Here is a 23,451-nt window from a genome sequence, read left to right as displayed (position 1 = left end):
CTTGATTCAGCAACGCCAGAAATTTTATTTTTACTTGATAAATTAGTCAATTCTACCCACACTAACTCAATTATGCAGACCTTCATAGACGACGCAACCAGACAACGCCAATATCAAGCATTTCCCCAAACAGAACCCATCGAACTGTGGAATACTGCTTCAGTTGATGACATTGAAATTGTCATTCGGGCAGTTTATCGGCAAGTGTTGGGTAATGCCTACATTATGGAAAGTGAGCGGCTTGTCGTTCCAGAATCCCAACTCAAGCAAGGGATAATCGATGTTCGTGAGTTTGTGCGTCAAATTGCCAAATCAGAGTTGTATCGCTCCAGATTTTTTGATAACGTTTACCGCTATCGGGCAATTGAACTGAATTTCAAGCACTTACTGGGTCGCGCTCCCGATGACTACTCTGAGACGGTACTTCACAGCAACATTCTAGACGAGTCGGGTTTTGAGGCGGATATTGATTCTTATCTTGATAGTGACGAGTATCTAGATGCCTTTGGGGATAACATCGTGCCATATTACCGGGGTTATAAAACCCAAACCGGCAAAAAAATATTGGAATTTAGCAATATGCTGCAACTGTTGCGGAGTAATTCTAGCAGTGATCAGAACCTAGCAACAAATAATCAACCTCAACTAGTGCGATCGCTAATTACCAACACTCCTTACGGTAAACTGAAACCCACCGATGTTAGTGCAATACTTGCCGAAATATTCAAGCCCAGACCAGAAACGGCTGCTACTCCAGTTAATAACTTTATTGCAACTCGCACAGCAGCCGAACAAGGCTTGCGGCAAAAGATTAAAGAGCAAGAAAGCCAGATTGCAACTTTGCAACAACAACTAGCAGACTTAAGACCCTTTGCCAGCATCGGTGCAACAAAATTTAGTAATAGTTGGCAGACTTCTAGTTCCGTGACCAGCACAGGCGAATATACATCTTTGCAACAGCAAGCTGACGCCCAAGAAAAACAGATTGCAGCTTTGCAAGAGCAAGTTGCTGATTCTCGACGGTCTGCCACAATTGGGGAAGCCCGGTTGAATAAGTGGCGCAGTCGCGTTTTTAATGGCTAATTTCTCTATTGTTTAGTTCTATCGGGTGGGTTAGGCTTTTCTTAACTCACCCTATTTTAATTTCCTGATGTTTTCCAAGTCAGTTTGAAACAATAAATAGTCAAGAAGTGTCTTAATTATTGTTTGAATAAGCTTGCAATGTATGAAAAAAGCTATCGTTTATCGATACCCTACTTATGGACTAATTGGGTTAATATCCTTAACAACTATATTAATAAGCACAGCAACATCTGCCCTAACACAGTTAGCAGGCGATTCCCCAATTGGGCAAACTCCTATTTCTGCTTCTAACTTAATCTGGCCAACTCAAGGGTTTATTTCTCAAGGCTTCCGCAAATATCAACATGAAGGAATTGATATTGCAGGTGCATCTGGAACTCCTATTGTTGCTGCTGCATCCGGTACAGTTGTCAAAGCAGGTTGGGATAATTGGGGATTAGGCAATGCCATAACTATAAAACATCTCGACGGCAGCATTACTGTTTATGGACACAATCGCCGTTTATTAGTGAGTAAGGGTCAACAGGTCATTCAAGGTCAAATTATTGCCGAGATGGGATCTACAGGCAATAGTACAGCACCTCATCTACACTTTGAAGTTTATCCAAATAGTCGAATAGCAGTTGACCCCCTGCGTCTGTTGACATCCTTAACTGCAAGCGTTAATTCCGGTTCTCAAGTTCAGCAAGTGGATAACCCGAACCGCCCAGTTTCGCCACCTCCAGTAGCAATTCAAGTTTCACCTTCACAGCCAATTCCCATAGATTTTGCACCTATAAGCACTGATACTAAATGTAATGGAATTACTGTTATTGAAGGTGAGACTGCAAGCATTCGTGTAAAAGTCTGTGAAGAAAATGGTCAGTTATTTTATATTGGGCAGTTAAAGCAAGACCTAAGTCAGCCTATAAAGATCACAGCTTTGAATATTGGTAAAAACAGATATCGAGCAAATAATGGCAGTTTTTCTTATTTAATCACTCCTGAAAAAGTGGAAGTTTGGCGAAATGGCAGTCAGATTCGTTCTGACCGTTTTTTTACCGGAAACACACGGAAGGCGGATAGCCTCGAAGTAAATCCCTCAAAATCCCAAAAATTTTGAGGGATTTACGTCTTTCAAGTGGGGGTGGAATAGGAAGTCTCTTTATGGAGAATTTTAGCGATCGCCTAAACTAAAAGCAAGCATCTTTTATCCACATAATATCTATGGTTCAGTCTTCTAATCAACGCCTAACCCTAGAAGAATTTCTCGCACTTCCCGAAGAAGATATTACATACGAGTTTGTTAACGGTGAAGCTGTACCCAAGTATAAAGACAATGAAATGTCACCAAAATTTTTTCATAGCTCGACTACTGGTGCTTTATTTATACTATTGTCTGCATGGGCACAAGCAAAGGGTCGGGTTGTGATTGAATGGGCAATTAAACTAACACGAAATCAACAAGATTGGATGCCTGTAGCCGATCTGACCTATATTTCTCATAACCGTCTTCCTGCTGATTGGCTATTAGACGAAGCTTGTCCTATCGCACCTGAATTAGTCATCGAAATCATTTCACCTGGTCAAACTTTTGGTGAAATTGCAGAAAAAGCTACTGATTATCTGAAAGCTGATGTTTCTCGTGTTTGGGTGGTTGATACAAAAGCTAGAACTGTAACTGTATTTGCGCCATCTTCCTTGCCGATTACTTATCGATCTCATCAAATAATTACTGATGATTTGCTACCAGAATTGGAAATTACCCCTCACGCAATCTTTCAACAAGCTGGATTAAATCCCTAAAGTTTCATCAGAAATCAACAGTTTTTAGCGATCGCTATTTTATGGCATCCAATGAATTGAATCTTCTGAACACCATCCTGTTTGAAGATGAAGCAGATAACAAATAGTTAACCTCAGCTTATAAATTACTTAGCGCAAGGTCAAATTCTTCAACCAAGCTCATGGCTAGGTCAATTAAACTGACTTTTCACCGATGCATCAAAGGTACAGGTCGATGCATCAAAGGTGCAGGTCGATGCATCAAAGGTGCAGGTCGATGCATCAAAGGTGCAGGTCGATGCATCAAAGGTGCAGGTTAAAATACTTGTGTGTACACCGTAGCTTCTGCGAGGAGAGGGAAAATTTTATCCTTACAATGCCAAACAATTAATCCCACCAAAACAACAAGTCGTCACTTGAACGGAGACTCTCAGCTAACTGCTCCACCGAACCACAGCCTTGGTCCAATACTTGTCAGTTAAAGGGAAAAGGGTAAGGGGAAAGAAAAAACCTTTACCCTTTACCCTTTAACCTTTTCCCAAAACCCAATTCCGAGTTCAAAATGCAAAGCCCAAGCAGTATTGATTCCCAATCAACAAAACCCTTACACTGTCTTCATTTTTAATTTTTAATTTTTAATTTTTAATTCCGCCTTGCGGTACTAGTGTCTAAATAGTTAACAGCAAAATCTATTGTGGAAAAACCTTTACACTATCACTGGCTATAGATAACTCTACTCTTGTACCCACAGGTAACGCTATATCTTTCAGCGTCCGCGCATGGAGTTCTTTACCAGAAGGAGTTTGTAAACAATATTGATATTCACGCCCTAAAAACCTTCGGGTGCGGACAACTACGGGCGCATCTGTGGCTGGCTTTAAGATAAAATCTTCTTGGCGGATCATGATTTCACCACTATCATCGGTATGATTTGCCCTTAACTCAAAACTGCCGATTTCTGTTTTCCATAAATTCCCTTGACGATGGGCGGGAAGAAAATTAGCTTGAGTCACAAATTCGGCGACGAATCTTGATGCTGGATGAGTATAAATTTCTTCTGGCGTGCCTATTTGCTCTAAATGTCCTTGGCGCATCACACCCACTATATCCGAAATAGCTAATGCTTCTTCTTGATCGTGGGTAACAAAAATTGCTGAAGTACCCGCAGCTTTGAGAATGTCGCGCACTTCTTCTCGCAAGCGCAACCTAACTTGGATATCAAGATTACTCAAAGGTTCATCTAAAAGCATGAGTTGGGGTTGGGGTGCTAAAGCGCGGGCGAGTGCAACCCGCTGCTGTTGTCCACCTGAGAGTTCGTAAGGATAACGTTTTTCTAAACCTTCGAGTCTCACTAAAGTAATAACTTCGGCTATGCGTTTTTGTATTTGTTGTTTACTGAAATGTTTCAACCCAAAAGCCACATTTTCTGCCACATTTAGATGGGGAAACAGGGCATAATCTTGAAAAACAACGCCGATGTCACGCTGTTCGGCTGGGATGCAAGTAGAATTATCGCAAACTATCTGCCCACCAATTTTAATTTCTCCTGCTTGCGATCGCTCAAAACCAGCAATCATTCGCAACAGCGTAGTTTTACCACAACCAGATGGGCCGAGCAATCCTAATATATCTCCTTGTTGCAACGTCAAAGATACGTTATCTACAGCAGGGAAGGCACTTTCTACAAACCGCTTGGTGACATTTTGTAAATCTAGAATTACTTGTTGCATAGGGAGTGGGAAGTAGTATAGTTCAATTACTTGAAAAGTTGCAAATCAGTAGAGGTGGAATTCTATAAGTGATTTACTCCTTCTACCTCCTGCCCCCTGCCTCCTACCTCCTTCAAGACTTGCTCTTTTTTGACGTTCTCTTGAGATAGCACCAATAAAGTTGAACCCATAGAAACTAGTAGCATAGCTAATGAAGCCGCCGCCGCATCGGCAAAATCTACATTTTCTGTGGCTTGCCAAATTTGCATTGCTAAAGTACTAAAGCCAATAGGCGCTAACAGCATTGTGGCGGGTAGTTCTTTAATCGCTGTGAGAAATACCAGCACCGCACCACTCAACACACCTGGTTGTACCAGAGGTAGGGTAACTTCTCTTAAAGTTTGCCAAGCATTCCTACCTAGACTACGCGCTGATTCTTCTAGCTGGGGATTTACTTGTAAAAGCGAACTGCGGACTGTTCCCACTGATTGCGGTAAAAATAAAACTAAATATGCAAATATCAGCATCGGGAGAGTTTGGTACAGTGCTGGCAGATAGTTGGCACCAAAAAATACTAAAGATAAGGCAACAACTATTCCCGGAACTCCAAAACCGATGTAAGAACAGCGTTCAATTATGGCGGTGATTTTACTTGGAAATCTGACTGCTAAAATTGCTACTGGTAAAGCAAAGATTGTGGTGGCTAAAGCCGCTAATCCAGCCGCGCCAATGGAGTTGAGAATGGTGGGGAATAAATTGGGGAAAGTGTAGCCACCGTTAAGTCCGCGAATCAGCCAAAATAAGGTGATACCTACTGGTAAAACTACACCAAAGCTAGTGATTAGCAGACAAAAGCCGAAAGCTGGCCATTTCCAAATTCCCAACTTGACAATTTTGGGTGGACGCAGAGAAGCGGAACCACGACTATAATAAGCTGCCCGCGATCGCATTCGATATTCCAGCCACAAAATTAGCAGTACTAATGTCACCAACATCAAAGACAAAGCTGCGGCTGAGTTCCGATTAAAACTAGTTTTATATTGTAAAAAAATTGCCCGCGTAAAGGCATCAAATCGCATCAGCGAAGGTGTACCAAAGTCGCGCAAGGCATATAAAGCTACTAATAATCCACCTGCAATTAATGATGGTTTCAACTGTGGCAAAACTACCTTAAAAAAGGTTTCTCTACTACCATAACCCAAACTACGAGACGCTTCTTCTAGAGATGGATCAATACCTTGTAATCCAGAACGTACACTCAGCAGCATATAGGGATAGGTAAACAAAGTAATTGCCAAAACTGTCCCAGGAAAACCATAAATGGAAGGTAATTCTTCTACTCCTAATGGTTGAAGCAACAGCTGCAAAAAGCTACCCCGTGGTGCCAAAGTTGCAATCAGCGCAAAACTGCCTACATAGCTAGGAACCGCTAAGGGTAATGTTGTCGCCACTAACCAAAAACGTCTTCCTGGTAAGTCTGTCCGCACAGTTAAAAACGCCAATGGTACGGCAATTAGTGTAGAAAATAACGTCACCGTTGCCGCCATCGCCGCACTGTTGAAAAAAACCATGATATTGCGGGGACGAGAAATCAATTCCCAGAACTCTTCCCCGCCAATACCTGCGGTGCGAATTACTAAGTATAGCAATGGCAGGGCAATGGCAACTGCCACTACCGCTGCCGATAATGTGAGAAATAATGGAGGGCGAACCGCTTTCAACTGTTACAAAACTCCTGCCTGCTGTAATAAATTCAACGTTGCTGGCAAATCATCTAAATCTGTCAAGTTAACATTGGGTGGATTTAGCTTACTGATTGGTACTTGTTTTGATGGCGCTGGAATTCCTTTTACTAGAGGATACTCGTTAGTTTCTTGAGCAAAGTAATTTTGTGAACTCTGTTTGAGCAGATAATCAATTAAAGCTTCTACATCAGCTTTTTGATCTGTGGTTTTCGTAATAGCTACTCCTGCCACATTAATCATTGATCCTGCATCTTTGCTTGTGTAGTGGTGGGCAACAGGAAAGTTCGGATTATCTTTTTTGAAGCGATACAAGTAGTAATTATTCACTAAACCAAGATGAACTTCTCCACGTCCCACAGCTTCGACGATCGCAGAATTTTTACCGTAATCTTTGACACCATTAGCTTTCATCGCTTTGAGCCATTGGAGAGTCTTTGCGTCTCCATCTAAGACTCGCATTGCCGTAACAAATGACTGAAATGAGCCGTTTGTGGGTGCCCAGCCGACTTTACCGCGCCATTTTGGTTCTGTTAACTGCGAAATTGATGTCGGTAGTTCCCCTGCTTTAACTAACTTTGTGTTGTAGTCAATGACACGAGCGCGACCGGAAATTCCTAGCCAATGCCCTTTAGCAGAACGAAAGCGGGAATCAACCTTGTTTAGCAGTTTAGAGGCTATTGGTAGTGTTACCTGTTTTTTCTCCAAAGTGCCTAAAGCACCAGCATCTTGAGCAAAAAACAAGTCTGTACGGCTATTTTTCCCTTCTTCCAAAAGTGCGATCGCTAATTCAGCAGTATCGCCATAACGCACTTGAATATCCTGATTCAAGTCTTTTTTTGCTTTCTCTATTAAGGGGCCAATTAGTTTTTCTTCTCTGCCTGAATAGATTACGAGGGTTTTCGTTTGAGCATTTACAGCCACACCGATTCCCCAACCGAGCGTTACAGCTAGAGCTAACGCTGAAACTTTCAGCAATGGTAAACTTTTCAATTTCCAATCCTCCACCTTAATACTTACCAGGAAGTTTTTGCAATAATCTTGGTATTCTCAACCTTTACCATTAACCTGTACTGGTAAGCAATAAACTTTCTCAAAAAATTTAGATTTTTCCTACTCTTGTCAGATGCATTCCAACTTACAGCAGGTTATATGACTTGTACTTGCTGCATGAGCTTGAGTGTTGTCTCTAAATCGCTCAGATTACTCAAGTCAATTTTTTGAGTTTGTTTTTTAATTTCTTGGAGAGATTTTAGTTTAGCTTTGGGTGCAACAGCCGAAGTTAGAGGATACTCAAAAGTTTGATTAGCAAAGTAGTTTTGGGCATTTTCATTCAGCATGAATTCGACAAACTTTTGAGCAATATTTGGATGTTTGGCGCTGTTAAGAATTGCTACACCTGCGACATTTACCAAGGAACCCACATCATCGGTAAAATGATGCTCCACAGGAACTTGAGGGTTATCTTGTTTGACTCGTTCTAGATAATAATGATTGACAAATCCCACACCAATTTCGCCGCGAGATAAGGCTTCTACGATCGCAGTATTATTAGGATAAACTTTAGCATTGTTAGCTTTAATACCTTCTAACCATTGCCTAGCTTTGTCTTCTCCTTCTGCAACTCGTAAAGCGGTGACAAAGGATTGAAAGGAACCATTTGTAGGTGCCCAGCCAATTTTCCCTTTCCATTTCGGTTCAGTAAAGCCAAAAATCGACGATGGTAATTCACTCGATTTTACTGATTTAGAGTTGTAATCTACTGTCCGCACTCTCCCCGTAATACCTAGCCATTTCCCTTCTGGTGAACGATAGGTAGTATCTACTTGATTCAGAAGAGATGTTGGTAACTGTACTGCTCGATTTGCTTTTTGAATAGCACCGAGGGCGCTAGCATCTTGGGCAAAGAAGACATCTGCGGGACTGTTTGCCCCTTCTTCCAAAATTGCTGATGCTAATTCAGCAGTATCGCCGTAGCGGACTTGTACCTTAGCATTGCTTTGTTGCTCAAATTGTTTGATCAGCTCGCCAATGAGTTTTTCGTTGCGTCCTGAGTAGATTACTAGCTCTTTTTCTAAGACACCAGTAGCAGCCGTAGCTGGTGTAGCTTGCCCTGAAGGCGATTCGGCAGTATCGGTGGGAGTTTGATTAGGATTACAAGCGATCGCTAATCCCCCACTAGCAGTTGCTAGTCCAACTATATAGACAAACTTACGGCGCTTCATAATTTTCTTCCACCAGAATTAAAACTATTACCCAAAATTATCAATAATTGTATTGATTAAATATATCGATAATATCATAAACTGGTTTTACTCTTGACTAACATCTAAAACATAATGTTTTTTCTAAATCAAGATATTACAGCAAATTTTACTTATTTTATCTGGTTTAGGCGAGACTTATACTCGCCAGGGCTAGCTATAAACTAGAGTTTACAAACACCATCTTGGAGAGTTTTTACCTTGATAATTGATAATATTTTGAATAAAGTTCCAAGAAATACTTGATATTAATTTCCATTAAATCAAAAAGGTTGCCTTTAAGCAACCAGATACAGATGGGAATTATTTTCGTGTGGAAATGAGTGTGAGGTAAGCTAATCGGCATTTAACTTGCATCATCAGGGCGGGCAAGATGCCACTGGTGTCAACTTAAGCCAAAAATAGCGTACTGATTGGGTGTCAATACTTGTCGGGTTTTGGGGAAAAGGGTAAGGGGTAAGGGGAAAGAAAAAACCTTTAACCTTTACCCTTTAACCTTTTCCCCAAACCCAATTCCGAGTTCAAAATGCTTATCCGAGCAGTATTGGATTGGGTGTTGTTCACCCGTCAGGGATTGTAAATCCCTGACTAATTGCTCAAGTCTACTGAAGTAGACTGAAAATTTTTGCGCTCTTTATACCATTTCACGAAAAATCTGATCCAGATGTAACCCCTGAAAGCTATGCTGCATCTAAGTTTTTTAATTGCGTTAGCGGAGCGGGGCGTTAGCCCATTGCGAATTGCGAATTGTGAATTGGTATTAGTCCTCTTCAGAGGACTTTAGCTATGAGACAGGGATTTACAATCCCTGGCGGACGTGCGGTTTCGCGTTAAGTTGACAGCAATGGTTTTTCGGCGCACCCCACAAATAATAGTAAAATCATCCCGCAAATATGCAACCCCAATCTTGTCTGTAATTTATGAGATTGAATTTAACGCTTAACTAAAGATAAATCCGGTGTTAGTCTCTGCAAAACTTGCTTCAATACCATCACTGCCCAATCTATATCAGCAGCGGTGGTATCACGCCCCAATGTGATGCGAATTCCCCCCAAAGCCGCTTTTTCTGAATAACCCATCGCTAACAATATCGGACTAGGGCTAAGTTTACCACTATGACAGGCAGCACCAGCACTGATGCCGATGCCTGCAAGGTTTAGCTGTCGTACTAAGGCTTTACCGCTGAGTTTTTCGCCATCGGCGTTTTCTAGGCACAGACTAATATGGTGAGGTAAGCGATCGCAAGCATCCCCTGTAGGAATTAAACCAGGAATCTCAGCTAATTGGGCAAAAGCGCGATCGCGTAACTCAATCAATCGTGGTGTTTCTGTAGGCAATTCTTCGGCTGCTAATTCTGCTGCGATACCAAATCCGGCAATTATCGGTACTGCTTGTGTACCAGAACGCAATCCCATTTCCTGTCCACCACCACTAAATAGAGGCATCAATTCCACACCAGGACGCACATATAGCGCCCCAGCACCTTGTGGCCCATATATTTTATGACTAGAAAGGCTAAGTAAGTCTACGGGGAGTTGTTGCACATCTATGGGTAAGCGTCCCGCAGCTTGCACTGCATCTGTATGGAACAAAGCACCATGCGATCGCACTATCTTACCCAGTTCTGCGATCGGTTGCACTGTCCCTACTTCACTTTGACCGTAAATTATAGAAACTAAGACTGTGTTGTGTCGCAACGCCGCCTTTAAATCTAAGGGGTTGACTCTGCCTTTAATATCCACAGACAAGCGCGTAACTTCCCATCCCCACACTTCTAGCAAGCGTACTGTTTCAGAAATTGCGGAATGCTCAATGCTAGAGATAATAATATGTTGAGGAACAGCATACAACCGAGCCACGCCCATAATTGCTAGATTATCTGCCTCAGTGCCGCCAGAGGTAAAAATGATAGATTCCGAATTGGCGGCGTTAATTAAACCAGCAACTTGGACTCTAGCTTGTTCTACAACTGTTGCAGCCCGTTGTCCCCACTCATGTAAGCTGGAAGGATTGCCCCACTGTTGAGTGAGGATTGTTTGCATAACTGCGATCGCTTCTTTTCGAGTGGGTGTAGTGGCGCTGTAATCTAGATAAATTTGCATATAACCGCTAATGGTGAGAATACACGTTGGTACATAGACTGCTGATATTATCAGCTTGAGTAAAAAAAACGGAAAAAATCTTTGTAATTCTGCCTCTAGCAATAGATTTTTCCCTTGCCTTGGAAAGCTATTTTTCTACTTAATTCAGAACACAACATTTTGGGAATGATAAATATGTCCACTCCCAATCCACTTTTAACAGATTACAGTGCAACTTATCTCTAGACAAAGATATTTTTTATATATCTTTTTACTAATATTCTCCCTTGCTGGTTGTCAACGAGTCCAGTCCTACAATCAGCGTCCAGAACCCTTACCACAAGACCCATTAGTTCAAGTTTACTTTAACCATTCTGAGTCTTCAGAATACAAAGAATCTTACCGTCAGCAAACTCGCCTTGGGGATGATTTAGAAAAACAGATTACCGATGCTATTACACAGGCTAAATCTACAGTAGATGTGGCAGTGCAAGAATTACGTTTACCCAAAGTTGCCCAAGCATTAGTTGATAGACAAAAAGCTGGGGTAAAAGTCAGGATAATTTTAGAAAATAACTACAGCCGACCTTGGAGTAGCTTAACATCTGCTGAAGTAGGTAAGTTAGATAAAAGGGAACAGGAACGCTATAAAGAGTTTCGCCAATTTATCGATATTAACCAAGACAATCAACTTAGTCCAGCAGAAATCAATCAAAGAGATGCTTTGATGATTTTGCAAAATGGCCAAATTCCCTGGATTGATGATCAAGCGGATGGTTCAGCAGGTAGTAGCTTGATGCATCATAAATTTGTGATTGTGGATAATCGGATTGTAATTATCACTTCCGCAAATTTTACTTTAAGTGATACTTATGGTGATTTTACAAATTCCAACACTTTAGGGAATGCCAATAACTTATTGCAAATTGACAGTCCAGAATTAGCATCTTTATTTACAGAAGAGTTTAACATTATGTGGGGTGACGGGCCGGGAGGTCAGCCAGATAGTCGATTTGGTTTGCAAAAGCCAATGCGTTTACCTAAACAAATAACTTTAGGTAACACCCAAATTACTGTACAATTTTCTCCTACTTCTCCAACTCAACCTTGGAGTAACAGTAGTAATGGTTTAATTGGCAAAACTTTAGATTCAGCAATTAAATCAACCGATTTGGCGTTATTTGTGTTTTCCGATCAGCGGCTTGCAAATATTTTAGAAAAACGCCATCAACAAAGTGTCCAAATTCGCGCTTTAATTGAACCACAATTTGCCTATCGTCCCTATAGCGAAGCATTGGATATGATGGGGGTTGCTCTCAGTAATAAATGTAAATATGAAGTTGACAACCATCCTTGGGCTAATCCAATTACTACTGTAGGCGTACCTGTGTTACCCAAAGGTGATTTACTGCATCACAAATTTGGTGTTATTGATAGTACAACAGTAATTACAGGTTCTCATAATTGGTCAGATGCCGCTAATTATGGTAACGATGAGACAATTGTAGTGATTGAAAATCCCATCATTGCTGCTCATTATGTGCGAGAATTTGCTCGTCTTTATACCAAAGTGAAACCGGGCTTGCCACCAGCGATTCAAGAAAAAATTAAATTAGAACAAACACAATGTCCCCAAATAAAAACTTCTTCATCAAGTGAACCACAAGCAATTAAACAACTAAATATTAACACTGCAACTTTGGAAGAATTAGCAACTCTCCCTGGTGTTGGTAAGAAATTAGCGCAGCGGATAATTCTTAGTCGTCAACAGCAAAAATTTACATCTTTGCAAGACTTAGAACGAGTTCCAGGAGTGAGTGCTAGAACTGTAGGAAAATGGAGCAACCGCCTAACTTGGTAGTAGTCTTTATGAAGAAGGGGAAGGGGGAAAGGGGAAGGGGGAAAGGTAAAAACCGTACTTCGTCCCGCTGCGCTAACGCCCGAAGTAAAGCGAAATAATCCAAATTTTATGGGGAAGGTAAAAAGCGAGACCAATTGTGGGCGACAATCATCATCCCTTTCCCCTTTCCCCTTTCCCCTTTAACCTTTTCCCTTTTATATCAGCCCACAGAGGTGGGCTTTGTTTGTGTAGCCCTGAATGACCTTCGCCAGGGCTGTAAAACCACATGAATAGGTATTTAAATGCGATCGCTAGCTAACTCAACCAAACTGCGAAAATGCCCATTCTGAGAAAATCGTTCTGCGATTATTTGTTGATAAACCGCCTCATAACCATCAGTCATGTGCTCAACACTGAAAAGATTTTCGACATACTGACGACAGGTATAGCGGTCTAACTCGATGACGCGATCAATAGCACTAATGCATTCTTGAATATTATTGCAGAGGAAACCCGTCTTGCCGTGGGAAATTACCTCTTCAGTAGACCCCAATTTCATTGCAATCACTGGCGTACCCGAAGCCATTGACTCCACCATCACCAATCCAAATGGTTCCCGCCAAGTGATGGGGAATAGAGTTGCTACTGCACCTCCCATCAAAGCATTTTTTTGAGCATGGTTGGCTTCACCCAGATACTCAATTTGCTCCCCGTCAATCAGTGGTTTGATTTCCTTTTCAAAGTATTCCACATCGACGACATCCACTTTACCTGCCATTTTCAAGTGCCAACCAGATTGTTTGGCAATTTCTATGGCTAAGTGCGCTCCCTTCTCAGGAGATATCCGACCCAAAAACGCGAGGTAAGGAGGATCTTGTGGTTGGGAGTGAAACTTATAACTGCTGACATCAATCCCGTTGTAAACTGTTGCTATACAATTCAACCCTAACCTTGGTTCTCGTTGTGCATCGGAAATATTGACGTAGGGTTGTTTTTTACCAAAACTAAACATCTTTTCGTTGTCAGAGGTAAAAATACCGTGCAACGTGTGAACTGTAGGGGTTGTGACAAGATTTGCGTAAGATAATGCCCCGTGCCCGATATGGGAGTGAATAATATCAAACTCTTCTGCGCGTTCGTACACCGAAGCTAGATTCAGCATCTCGTAAATGCCAAAATCTTTGATAGTCGGATCAAGTCTGAGGGCACGGGGATGAACTGACCTTAATTTTGCCAGACTCATAGAATCTCCCGATGCAAATAAGGTTACGTCATGTCCGCGTCGGACTAATTCATCTGTCAGTAACCCTACTACTAACTCTATCCCACCATAACCTGGAGGTGGAACTCTTTCCCATAATGGAGCGACTTGAGCAATTCTCATCACAAACCTCCTAAAAAATAAAAGTTTAATTAGAAGTTTTTTATTTCTGTTGTTTTAGTGCTTGTAATTGATTCACTTGGCATCAGAAAGTAACTTCAGATACTAAACTTTTTAACAATCTCCTTCAAATGTTATGCTGTTACTTCTATATTTCTTGTCTATCCTAGTACGGAAATTACCCACCCCTAAAGAGGTAGCTATATTCTTATTTATGATTATTTGGTGATTTAGGGCAATTAAATAATATGGGGTTTTTTATAAAAACAAACTTTCTAAAATCGTTATAATCTAAGCTAAATAGCGATATTTGGCGATAAAACTCTGTTATTGCTTGTCAATTAACTTGTTTACAAATATTGATTAAAAAATAAAGTATCTAGACACTCTTTGGGCGGCTTTCCGTACTCTAAAGGATAACCTGTATCTACCCAAAGGACAGATTTTGGTAAATTCGATGGTTTGCAATCAGAAGTAGTATTTTTTAGAAGTTCTATCTATTTTCTTAAAAGTAATAATTAACTAGTAAATAGTGGCGGGAGTTTTCCCACACTTAACAAGTAGAGGCAATACCCTGCGGGAAGACGCAAAGCGTCTACATGAATTGCCTCTACTTGTCTATTGAATTCCCCACTAGGCAAAAGAAAAAGGAGTTAAATTATTGACTAATTACACAAAATATGATATTTTGTATTGCTATCAATAAAAATCATATATAAACGTGAATATCTCTCCATCTCTCAAAAAACCGCGTGTCTCATGGCAAGCGGTTTTCTCACTACTGATATTTGTGTTCATGTACCTGCCCATACTGGTACTTGGCTTTTATAGCTTCAATCAGTCACCCTACAGTGCAACTTGGCAAGGATTCACTCTCGATTGGTATGGCAAGTTGTTCAGTGACGATCGCATCTTATCAGCTTTGCAAAACAGTATGATCGTTGCTGGTTGTGCCGTGGCAGTTTCAGCAGTGCTGGGAACCTTGATGGCGGTTGGGTTAGCGCGTTACGAATTTCCTGGTAAGAAATTGTATCGGGGTATTGCTTACCTACCATTGATTATTCCCGATATTGCGATCGCAGTGGCTACCCTAGTATGTCTAGCCGCCTTTGCAATCCCTTTGAGTTTGTGGACGATAGTTGCAGCCCATGTAGTGTTTTGTCTCGCCTACGTCGGACTAGTGGTTGCTTCACGACTGACTAATTTAGATCCTCACTTAGAAGAAGCAGCACTAGATTTAGGCGCTACACCAACCCAAGCTTTCATCAAAGTATTGCTACCTGAATTAATGCCTGGGATTGTAGCTGGTTGTCTCTTAGCCTTTGTTCTCAGCCTAGATGACTTTCTCATTTCCAGTTTTACTGCTGGTAGCGGTTCTAACACCCTGCCAATGGAAATTTTTAGCCGGATTAGAACAGGAGTTAAACCTGATATTAATGCTCTGAGTGTAATGTTAATTTTCGTATCTGCGATCGTTGCTATTATAGCTGAATTAATTCGCGCCTCTGGAGACAAGAAAACTTTTAAATAAGAGTTTTAATTTGCAATAAAGATTATTGGCAATTTCGTTCTTCGTGAACTTTTTTGGCTCATGAACAACAGCTATATTAAAATTTAGGGTGCATTACGGCAAGCCCAACGCCCAAACATTATGGCAATGTGCCATATTTTCTGCTAACACAACGTCATAATTATAGATAAGTAATACCAATTGTAAAAAAGAATGTGACAAATACACCATTTGTAGAGACGCGATTCATCGCGTCTTAACCCAAGTATGTGTTGCAATAATTAATTGAATTGGTATAAATAAATATAATTTATTCATCCTTCTATCCTCGTGTTAAAGATAGTTTTAAGCACATGAATAAACTTCCGTGTTCGCTTCTCTACATAACTGTTTTCAATTAGATAATATTGGGACTAACTTTGGAGAAGATGCTATTTCCCCCTCATTATGCAAATCTGCCAAAATCCCAATTGCTCAAATCCATTCAACTCTGATAGCAATAGATTTTGTGTGAGTTGCGGACAAAGCAACTTTGGCAAACTGCTAAGAAACCGTTACCGCGTATTAAGACTTTTAGGTGAAGGTGGATTTAGCAGAACCTATGCTACAGAAGACGTAGATAGACTAAACGCGCCTTGCGTCATCAAACAATTTTTCCCACAATTTCAGGGAACAGGACAACGTACCAAAGCAGCAGAATTTTTCAAAGAAGAGGCTTTTCGGTTGTATGAACTGGGAGAAAATCACACCCAAATTCCCAGATTACTTGCTTACTTTGAACAAGGTGCTAGTTTATATCTCGTACAAGAATTTATTCAAGGAAAAACTCTCTTACAAGAAGTTCAGCAACAAATTTATAGCGAACAACAAATTTGGGAACTTTTAGCTGATTTATTACCAGTACTGCAATTCATTCATACCCATAACGTCATTCATCGGGATATCAAACCAGAAAATATTATTCGTCGTGCAAGTGATGAAAAACCAGTATTAATTGACTTCGGCGGTGCTAAACAGGTAACACAAACCAGTTTAGGAAGACAAGCTACAGTAATTTATACCCTTGGTTATGCCCCAACAGAACAAATGGCTGGATTTGCTTGTCACGGCAGTGATTTGTATGCTTTGGGTGTAACTTGTGTGCGTCTTTTAACTCGATGTTTGCCCTTCCAAGATGCTTCTGGACAGGTTAATGATCCTATTTATGATGCCATGAATGCTAAGTGGTTGTGGCGCGAACGTTTGCAAGAAAAAGGTATTACTATCAGCGACGACTTAGGAAAAATATTAGATAAATTACTAAAACATCTGCCTAGCGAAAGATATCAAACAGCAGTAGAAGTTATCAACGATTTGAAATTTGCAACATCGAACATTGAACCAGTTGCTCTAAAAATTGTTTCGATGTCCCAACCCATATTACCGCGGCTACCACAAAAAGTAATCGTACCATTACCACCCTTAGAAACCTTTGAATTTGACGTAGTGACAGTAGACACAGGTGGTAGAGAAGTAAATCGCATGAGTTGCAATGCAAACTTCTTTGCCGAAGAATTGGGTAAATCTGTCACATTAGAAATGGTGTCGATTCCTGGCGGTACTTATATGATGGGTTCACCAGAGTTTGAAGGAGATGCTGACGAACGCCCTCGACATCAAGTTACCGTTGAACCATTTTTTATGGGGAAATTTCCCGTAACTCAAGCACAGTGGAGAGTAGTAGCAGCTTTACCCAAAGTCAAACAAGCTTTAAATCCCAATCCATCGAAATTCAAAGGTCTAGATAGACCAGTAGAAAATGTATCTTGGTATGAGGCTGTAGAATTCTGTCTCAGACTATCAGAAAAAACTGGACGCGACTATCGTTTACCGAGTGAAGCTGAATGGGAATATGCTTGTCGGGCTGGAACTACAACATCCTTCCACTTTGGCGAAACCATTACCTCTGAGTTAGTCAGTTGCACTATCGAACCAAAAAGCAAATTCCGTAAAGAAACAACCAACGTCGGTAGTTTTGAAGTCGCCAACGCCTTTGGATTGTATGATATGCACGGGCTAGTTTGGGAATGGTGTGCTGATGCATGGCACAACAATTACAACGATGCGCCCTCAGATGGAACAGCTTGGGAAGTTGGCGGTGATATTAATCGCCGGGTACTACGCGGTGGTTCTTGGAGTTTCAACGCAGAACTGTGTCGCAGCGCTAGCCGTAGCTGGAATGAGTCAGACGGTGGACTGAGGGTTTGTGGCTTTAGAGTAGTATTTTCGGTAGAGGAGATTATTTAGCAATTTAATTTAGAGGCTGTAGAAATCATGAAAGACAGAATTGAGAAAGGTGACATAGTACTTATAAATAAAACTGGAAAATATCATCAACAAGTTGGTGAGGTAAGTGAAATTGATTACAATATTTTCTTCGTCAAAATAGTGATAGTAAAGTTAGGTAATCAAGAAGAAACCTTTGAAGAAAAAGATTTGCAATTACAAACTAAAAAGCCGAACCTGCAAGAAGTTATTGCATCAGTAGACAAAATTTTAGAGAAAATTGATCAGATTACCCACTTGCCAACAAGAGAGCAAGTAGAGTTACCCAATCGGCTGAAATATCTGAAATTAGATATTCCTAAACTAGATAAGCAGTTGATTCAAAAAAACTTCGACAGTATAGAAAAAATACTCGCAGCAACAAGAGAAGCAGACTCTTCAGCAAGTTTTTGGCAGGAAATAGATCCTAATTTGGAGAAAATAGGCTGGTGGATTAGAACAAGTTTGTGAATCAAGAATTTCTAAAAGTATTTGGCGAATGGAATTCGCTCCTACACAAGCAAAGTCCACGGAGGTGGACTAATGCAAAATCAAGTTTTTTCTAACCTGCATGGTATGCAGACCGCAGCGCAAGCGTAATAGGCGCATATTTCAACGTGGTTTATAAACTTACTCGTGTTTTGACTTAAATTAATACGCATAATCATTACTGTACGCGTAGCAGCGGATTTGTATCATTATTAAAGTGAAACCGCATAAAATAGTGCTTCACTTCTTAACTTTATGCTTGGGTTCGATATCGATTAAGAGCAAAGCTAAAAGTACCTCGTCCTCGCATCCAAGAAATATTCGACCAAATTACACTTGAGTAGGTAATATCTATCTCTTCTTATAACTTTATCCTAGAAGCTCTTTTCTATGCAGCCTCATATTAAATTGGTATTAATAGTCATTATCAGCCACACAAATACCTTTACATTTAATACCGTTTGTAGCAGTGCGTTGACAATGAGGACATAGAACTTTTTCATTTTCTATTTCTTTATTTATGTTTATACTAGTGCTTTCCTGTAGCTTGTCTTTGTCAGTCTGAAGTTTTACATTCATAAGAATAGAGGAATTTTTCACGGTTTAATATTTAGTCGCTTTGTTATGACCGTTATTAAGCAGAGGTTTGCACTGAATCAGAAGGCTGGATCAGAATCTCCGCCGGAATACCTAACTCTTGATTTAACTTCCGAATCATCTCCAAGGTCAAGGAGCGTTTACGAGATAGTATCTCAGATACTCTGACATAATTATATTCGGAGAGGAGAGACAAAGACGAAGTTAAACGCGACTAGCGTTACTATAAATAAAATCAGAAACGCACTGGCAATTACCCTTATCTACAACCCTGATAAGTAGGCAAAAACTTTTTCCTGCCAGAAATTAATCCGGTTTTCTCGTGTTGCTGGTTTACCCATTAGCTTATAACCAGTAACATTTGCTGCACCACTAGGATGAGGAAACTCAAGGTGTTTGACTACTAACTACAATAAGTCAGACTGCTTAATCCAGGAGTATTTATTAAGTCAGTATTGGCTATCCAACCATTACCAGATAACTCTCCAGGGAAACTTCTGGCAAGGTCGATTTCTACCCAAATGTAATTTTCAGCTTTGTATGACTTAACTACATTACCTGTAAGCAAGTTCACAAACAATATTGTGTTTGGAGAAAGTGTTGCAATATAGGCTCCTTTTGTACTTGGTTGGAGACGTAGAGTTTGAGGTTGTACAAGTTGCCGGCATTCACTGCCAATAGTAGGTTTACTCGACAGGTTTTGAGCGTTGTTATTCGTTTGACAAAATTTCAGCACAGCGGTTTGAATAAACCCTGAAGTCGGAGATTGAATTCTGACAAATCTATCTCCACTAACTGGTATATATGCCAAAGCAATCTTTGTTTTTGCCGACAATATTCTGATAGCGTTGGATGATGTTGAAGGTTCTTTGAAAATTGGAGTATCTACTTTAGTTGCACGACAACTCGATTGTGAAGAATTGGAGGGAGTCTGTGTGATTTGAGCAAATACAGGTACACTCAGAGCGAACGTAGCAATCTTTACTAGAGTAAAAATATACAATAACTTCTGAAATTCCACGTTTTTTCCTCAATATCACTTACGAAAGACTGTACATTAGATTTGCAACTTATAAACTCTGATATTAAAAGATACTATAAAAATTATTTTGAACCATTAGACTATCATATAATGACTTATTACTACTAATTACAAGCTACGTACAATCTTTTAATTATGAATAAATCCAATAATAGTGGAATAGTTGAACAATTTGTCAATGCAGTGATGGGGGTAAAAACTCTTAATCAACAACAGTCTCCAAATACATCAATAGCTACTACACAAGAACTAGATGTTAGAGCAGTTTTAGTTTATACACTAGGGACTATCTTACAAATAGTAGTCATGGTTCTCGTATTGCTGGGAATGGAAAAAATAGTAATGTTGATTGATACCAATTCTTCTTTTCCCAATTGGTTTAGCACTTTATTAACCGGATTATTTTTTGCTCTATTAAGTATCCGTTCACGAATTTTTTCTCTTTTAGATAATACCCGTTCTCGTCAGACTTATGACCAGGTAATCAGACCAAGATGGTCTCCTCCACCTTTAGTATTTCCCATAGTTTGGATGATAATTGCAGTTTTGCGGGTAATTTCTTCTGTATTAGTTTGGCAGCAAATGAATCACCAGTTTTTTGTGCTGCCTTTAATTTTGTTTGTGGTGCATCTGGCTTTGGGGGATACTTGGAATACGATTTTTACTGTAGAACGGAGATTAGGTGCTGCTGTTCCTGTGGTTATTTTAGGCCCTTGGTTATCTGCTGTAGTGGTGACGGCAATTTATTGGCAAACTTATCCTGTAGCGGGAATGACTTTATCATTTTCTTGTGTATGGCTAACTGTAGCTGCTGTATTGGTATTTAGAATTTGGCAATTAAACGGATCTGAGCCATTGTATCCTTTAAAACTAACACCTGTGGAGAAATAAATACTCAAGATTCACTTTCACATGAAAGCAAGGGAAAATATCACTTGACTTTTGAGTACTACATTCAACATACATAAAAAACGGTAGATTGCTAATTGATCTACCGTTTTTTAAATTCTTAAATCTAAGACTTAATGGGAAAAGTAAGATTGGGAATCTATAATACAAACCGGAACTCTTTTATAAGCAGGTGTACCACTTTGTGGATCAATTTTTGCTTTAAATAAAATATTAGCTTCAGGATAAAACATAAAAGCTACACCTTCAAGGATTGCTCCACAAATAATTTCAATATTGTCTAATTCTCCCCTATCTCCTTTAACTTTTATTCGCTGATGTTCATGGAATCCCGCTTTTTTTACATCTAGAGAATTCATTAAAATACAGTGACGATTGGGCATTCCTCGATATTTATCTTCATTGCGATAAACTACAGTATTATGTTGACCATAGCTGCGTCCTGTTCCTAAAATTACCACAATTCCTGGCTGATTTTCTGTGACACCAAATGTTTCTTTAGAAGGTAGCGATAATTGTGGTAAAGGTGTGACAAACATCTGTGCTTTGCCATCAGATGTAGGAAATTTAGGTTCATCTAAAATCCGTCCTTCAATGATAAATTCCTGTTTGTCTTGGTCAATTATGCCAACTTTTTCATAACCAGGAATGGTTTTAGCAATTAATTTTCTTACATAAACTGTATCTTGCAGCTTCCGCCAATCTATTGGTGTTTTACCATGTAACCGATGGGCAATTTCTGTAATTAATTCTATTTCTGAAATCAGATCAGCGTCAGGTGGTTGTAAATGACTTTTACCTTCGTTATTTAACCGTACAAAGTTATTACCTGATTCAGTTGTTGTTTTATGAGGATTTTCAAAGCGATTGAAGACAGGTAATATTAAAGTTTGCTGTTTGGCTAATCCGTGAAAGTGTCCTAAGTTTGGTTTAGTAGATACATAAAAAATGGTTTCTATTTGCGACAATGCTTGTTTGGCTTGCTGTAAGTCTGGATTAGCTGCATAGAAATTTCCCCCTAAACAAAATAGTGTATCTATTTTTCCTAATTCTGCCGCTGTTATTAAGTCACGGGTATGATAACCAGGAGTTTCATTGAGAGGTTTTCCTAATAGTTCAGATAGTGCTTGTTTGATTTCTTCCCGCAAGTTTATAGTGACACCCATTGAACCAAATCCTTGCACATTGGAATGTCCTCGAATGGGCATTGTTCCAGCACCAATTTTACCAGCATTCCCTGTAATTAATGCTGTATTAGCAATACTAAAAACATTATCTACACCATTAGCATGTTGAGTTATTCCCATTGCCCAGGCAAAAACTACACGTGCTGATTTACCAATTATATAAGCTGTTGCTGTGATTTCTTCTTGGGATAAACCACAGGTATTAGTGATATCATCCCACGATTTATTATTAGCGTAATCTATAACTTTTTGCCAATCTCGTGTATAAGATTGAAGATATTCTGTTTTAATCAAGTTCTGTTCAATTAGAGATTTTTGCAAACCTACAAATAATGCGACATCACTACCAGGAATTGGTTGTAAATATAAAGAAGATATATCTGAACCTCCTATGAGTAAAGATTTGATGGGAAATGCAGGAGATGCAAATTTAACTAAACCTATTTCAATTTGAGGATTAATAATAATTACTTTACCGCCTCTTTCCCGCAATTTTATCAATTCGTTCATCAATCGGGGATGATTTGCAGGTGCGTTGGAACCAATTAAAACGATACAATCACTATGTTCCAGGCTCTCTAAGCTGACCATTGATGTACCTGAGCCGAAAACTTTTTTTAACCCCACTGTTGAGGGTGCGTGACACAAATCTGAACAGTCTGCTAGATTATTACTACCTAGCGATCGCACTAATAATTGTAGTAAGTAGGCAGCTTCATTAGATGAACGTCCAGAACTATAACTAGCAATTCGTGCTGGTGGTAAATTGAAGGCTTGTGTAGCGATATCATAAACTTCTTCCCAACTTATGCGTTGATAATAGGATGAACCTGATCTGAGAATGAGAGGATAACTTAATCTACCCAAGCGATCGCATTCTTGAGAAGTCAGTTTTTGTAACTCACTGATGCTATTTTCTGGGAAAAAATCTTGTTTAATTCCTGGTTGCAATTCCGCAGCGATCGCTTCTACACTTTTAGCACAGCGTTGTAAATATTCTCCCGCTTCATTAACAAACCCCCCCTTTTGTCCACCCGTACCCCAAGCACAGGATAAACACGCACTTTTATGATTGAGAGTTTGCCATAATTTTAATCCTTGTGGTGAGAGAGTTTTTTCTGCCCAATATTGAATCACAGGTAAACCACCCCCAACAGGGTAGCTAGAATTGGTTTGAGGGAAGTTATCCATACTTAGCTACATCTCTGCTCGTTTAACTAACTATTATTACTATAGGAATCCGCTTTGATTCCTGAACTAATTTGCGTAGGCAGGCAGGCAATAGGCAACAGGCAACAGTCAAGAAGGCTTCTTAGTTGTACTGAGTTTTTTCAGAAATAAAATATGAGTCCTATAGTACAGCACGGCGTAAATAAACCACCCACTCCCAATCAACAAAATCCTTACGCTGTCTTCATTTTTAATTTTTAATTTTTAATTCCGCCTTGCGGTACTAGCCCTGGCGACTAGAAGTCACGGCTATACAGACAAAACCCACCTCCGTGGGTTAAAAACTCTTGATTTTTAACGCTTTCCACGCAGGTGGGCT

At 39.9% G+C, this 23,451-nt stretch carries 17 protein-coding genes; 9 read left to right on the top strand and 8 right to left on the bottom strand.

Annotation, left to right across the window (positions count from 1 at the left end; all coding sequences use genetic code 11):
• Positions 1–72: 72 nt before the first annotated feature.
• From ACWATR_RS24860 to ACWATR_RS24845, 4 genes are all read left to right on the top strand, one after another.
• Positions 73–1,083, top strand: a complete 1,011-nt coding sequence (locus tag ACWATR_RS24860; protein ID WP_460338312.1) for a phycobilisome rod-core linker polypeptide — start codon at positions 73–75, stop codon at positions 1,081–1,083.
• A 142-nt stretch (positions 1,084–1,225) separates the two neighbouring features.
• On the top strand, positions 1,226–2,185 hold the full coding sequence (locus tag ACWATR_RS24855) for a M23 family metallopeptidase (RefSeq protein WP_460338310.1): 960 nt from the start codon (positions 1,226–1,228) through the stop codon (positions 2,183–2,185).
• Between the two features lie 104 nt (positions 2,186–2,289).
• On the top strand, positions 2,290–2,868 hold the full coding sequence (locus ACWATR_RS24850) for a Uma2 family endonuclease (protein WP_460338308.1): 579 nt from the start codon (positions 2,290–2,292) through the stop codon (positions 2,866–2,868).
• A 161-nt stretch (positions 2,869–3,029) separates the two neighbouring features.
• Entirely contained in the window at positions 3,030–3,167 is a 138-nt protein-coding gene (locus ACWATR_RS24845) for a hypothetical protein (RefSeq protein ID WP_460338306.1), read from the top strand.
• Between the two features lie 369 nt (positions 3,168–3,536).
• Here the strand turns inward: ACWATR_RS24845 and ACWATR_RS24840 are convergent, their stop codons facing one another.
• The 5 genes from ACWATR_RS24840 to ACWATR_RS24820 all read right to left on the bottom strand — a co-directional run bounded on the left by ACWATR_RS24840 (position 3,537) and on the right by ACWATR_RS24820 (position 10,664).
• Complete coding sequence (locus ACWATR_RS24840) at positions 3,537–4,577, bottom strand: ABC transporter ATP-binding protein (protein ID WP_460338304.1); 1,041 nt, start codon at positions 4,575–4,577, stop codon at positions 3,537–3,539.
• A 62-nt stretch (positions 4,578–4,639) separates the two neighbouring features.
• The gene (locus tag ACWATR_RS24835; RefSeq protein ID WP_460338301.1) at positions 4,640–6,277 is read right to left on the bottom strand and encodes an ABC transporter permease; all 1,638 of its coding nucleotides are present in this window, start codon (positions 6,275–6,277) and stop codon (positions 4,640–4,642) included.
• 3 nt (positions 6,278–6,280) lie between these two features.
• Positions 6,281–7,291 (bottom strand): iron ABC transporter substrate-binding protein, encoded by a 1,011-nt coding sequence (locus ACWATR_RS24830; protein ID WP_460338299.1) that lies wholly within the window; start codon positions 7,289–7,291, stop codon positions 6,281–6,283.
• A gap of 155 nt (positions 7,292–7,446) precedes the next feature.
• Positions 7,447–8,523, bottom strand: coding sequence for an iron ABC transporter substrate-binding protein (locus ACWATR_RS24825; RefSeq protein ID WP_460338297.1), 1,077 nt, complete (start codon positions 8,521–8,523; stop codon positions 7,447–7,449).
• A gap of 971 nt (positions 8,524–9,494) precedes the next feature.
• Complete coding sequence (locus ACWATR_RS24820) at positions 9,495–10,664, bottom strand: cysteine desulfurase family protein (protein WP_460340656.1); 1,170 nt, start codon at positions 10,662–10,664, stop codon at positions 9,495–9,497.
• A 208-nt stretch (positions 10,665–10,872) separates the two neighbouring features.
• On the opposite strand from ACWATR_RS24820, the gene ACWATR_RS24815 reads away from it, so the two are divergent.
• On the top strand, positions 10,873–12,504 hold the full coding sequence (locus ACWATR_RS24815) for a DUF655 domain-containing protein (protein ID WP_460338295.1): 1,632 nt from the start codon (positions 10,873–10,875) through the stop codon (positions 12,502–12,504).
• 277 nt (positions 12,505–12,781) lie between these two features.
• Here ACWATR_RS24815 and ACWATR_RS24810 read toward each other — a convergent pair whose 3' ends face one another.
• Positions 12,782–13,867 (bottom strand): glycosyltransferase family 4 protein, encoded by a 1,086-nt coding sequence (locus tag ACWATR_RS24810; RefSeq protein ID WP_460338293.1) that lies wholly within the window; start codon positions 13,865–13,867, stop codon positions 12,782–12,784.
• Between the two features lie 718 nt (positions 13,868–14,585).
• Here ACWATR_RS24810 and ACWATR_RS24805 point away from each other — a divergent pair.
• From ACWATR_RS24805 to ACWATR_RS24795, 3 genes are all read left to right on the top strand, one after another.
• The gene (locus tag ACWATR_RS24805; protein ID WP_460338291.1) at positions 14,586–15,395 is read left to right on the top strand and encodes an ABC transporter permease; all 810 of its coding nucleotides are present in this window, start codon (positions 14,586–14,588) and stop codon (positions 15,393–15,395) included.
• Between the two features lie 426 nt (positions 15,396–15,821).
• Positions 15,822–17,660, top strand: a complete 1,839-nt coding sequence (locus ACWATR_RS24800) for an SUMF1/EgtB/PvdO family nonheme iron enzyme (protein ID WP_460338289.1) — start codon at positions 15,822–15,824, stop codon at positions 17,658–17,660.
• A gap of 27 nt (positions 17,661–17,687) precedes the next feature.
• Complete coding sequence (locus ACWATR_RS24795; RefSeq protein ID WP_460338287.1) at positions 17,688–18,149, top strand: hypothetical protein; 462 nt, start codon at positions 17,688–17,690, stop codon at positions 18,147–18,149.
• 1,018 nt (positions 18,150–19,167) lie between these two features.
• Here ACWATR_RS24795 and ACWATR_RS24790 read toward each other — a convergent pair.
• On the bottom strand, positions 19,168–19,785 hold the full coding sequence (locus ACWATR_RS24790; protein ID WP_460338285.1) for a hypothetical protein: 618 nt from the start codon (positions 19,783–19,785) through the stop codon (positions 19,168–19,170).
• A 156-nt stretch (positions 19,786–19,941) separates the two neighbouring features.
• Here ACWATR_RS24790 and ACWATR_RS24785 point away from each other — a divergent pair, with 156 nt between their 5' ends.
• On the top strand, positions 19,942–20,697 hold the full coding sequence (locus ACWATR_RS24785; protein ID WP_460338283.1) for a TspO/MBR family protein: 756 nt from the start codon (positions 19,942–19,944) through the stop codon (positions 20,695–20,697).
• Between the two features lie 131 nt (positions 20,698–20,828).
• Here ACWATR_RS24785 and ACWATR_RS24780 read toward each other — a convergent pair whose 3' ends face one another.
• Positions 20,829–23,093 (bottom strand): FdhF/YdeP family oxidoreductase, encoded by a 2,265-nt coding sequence (locus ACWATR_RS24780; RefSeq protein WP_460338281.1) that lies wholly within the window; start codon positions 23,091–23,093, stop codon positions 20,829–20,831.
• Positions 23,094–23,451: the final 358 nt, after the last annotated feature.

It is taken from the genome of Nostoc sp. UIC 10890, from assembly GCF_054786515.1.
The sequence above is the reverse complement of the archived record's forward strand: the minus strand, read 5'-3'. Positions and strand labels throughout refer to the sequence as shown.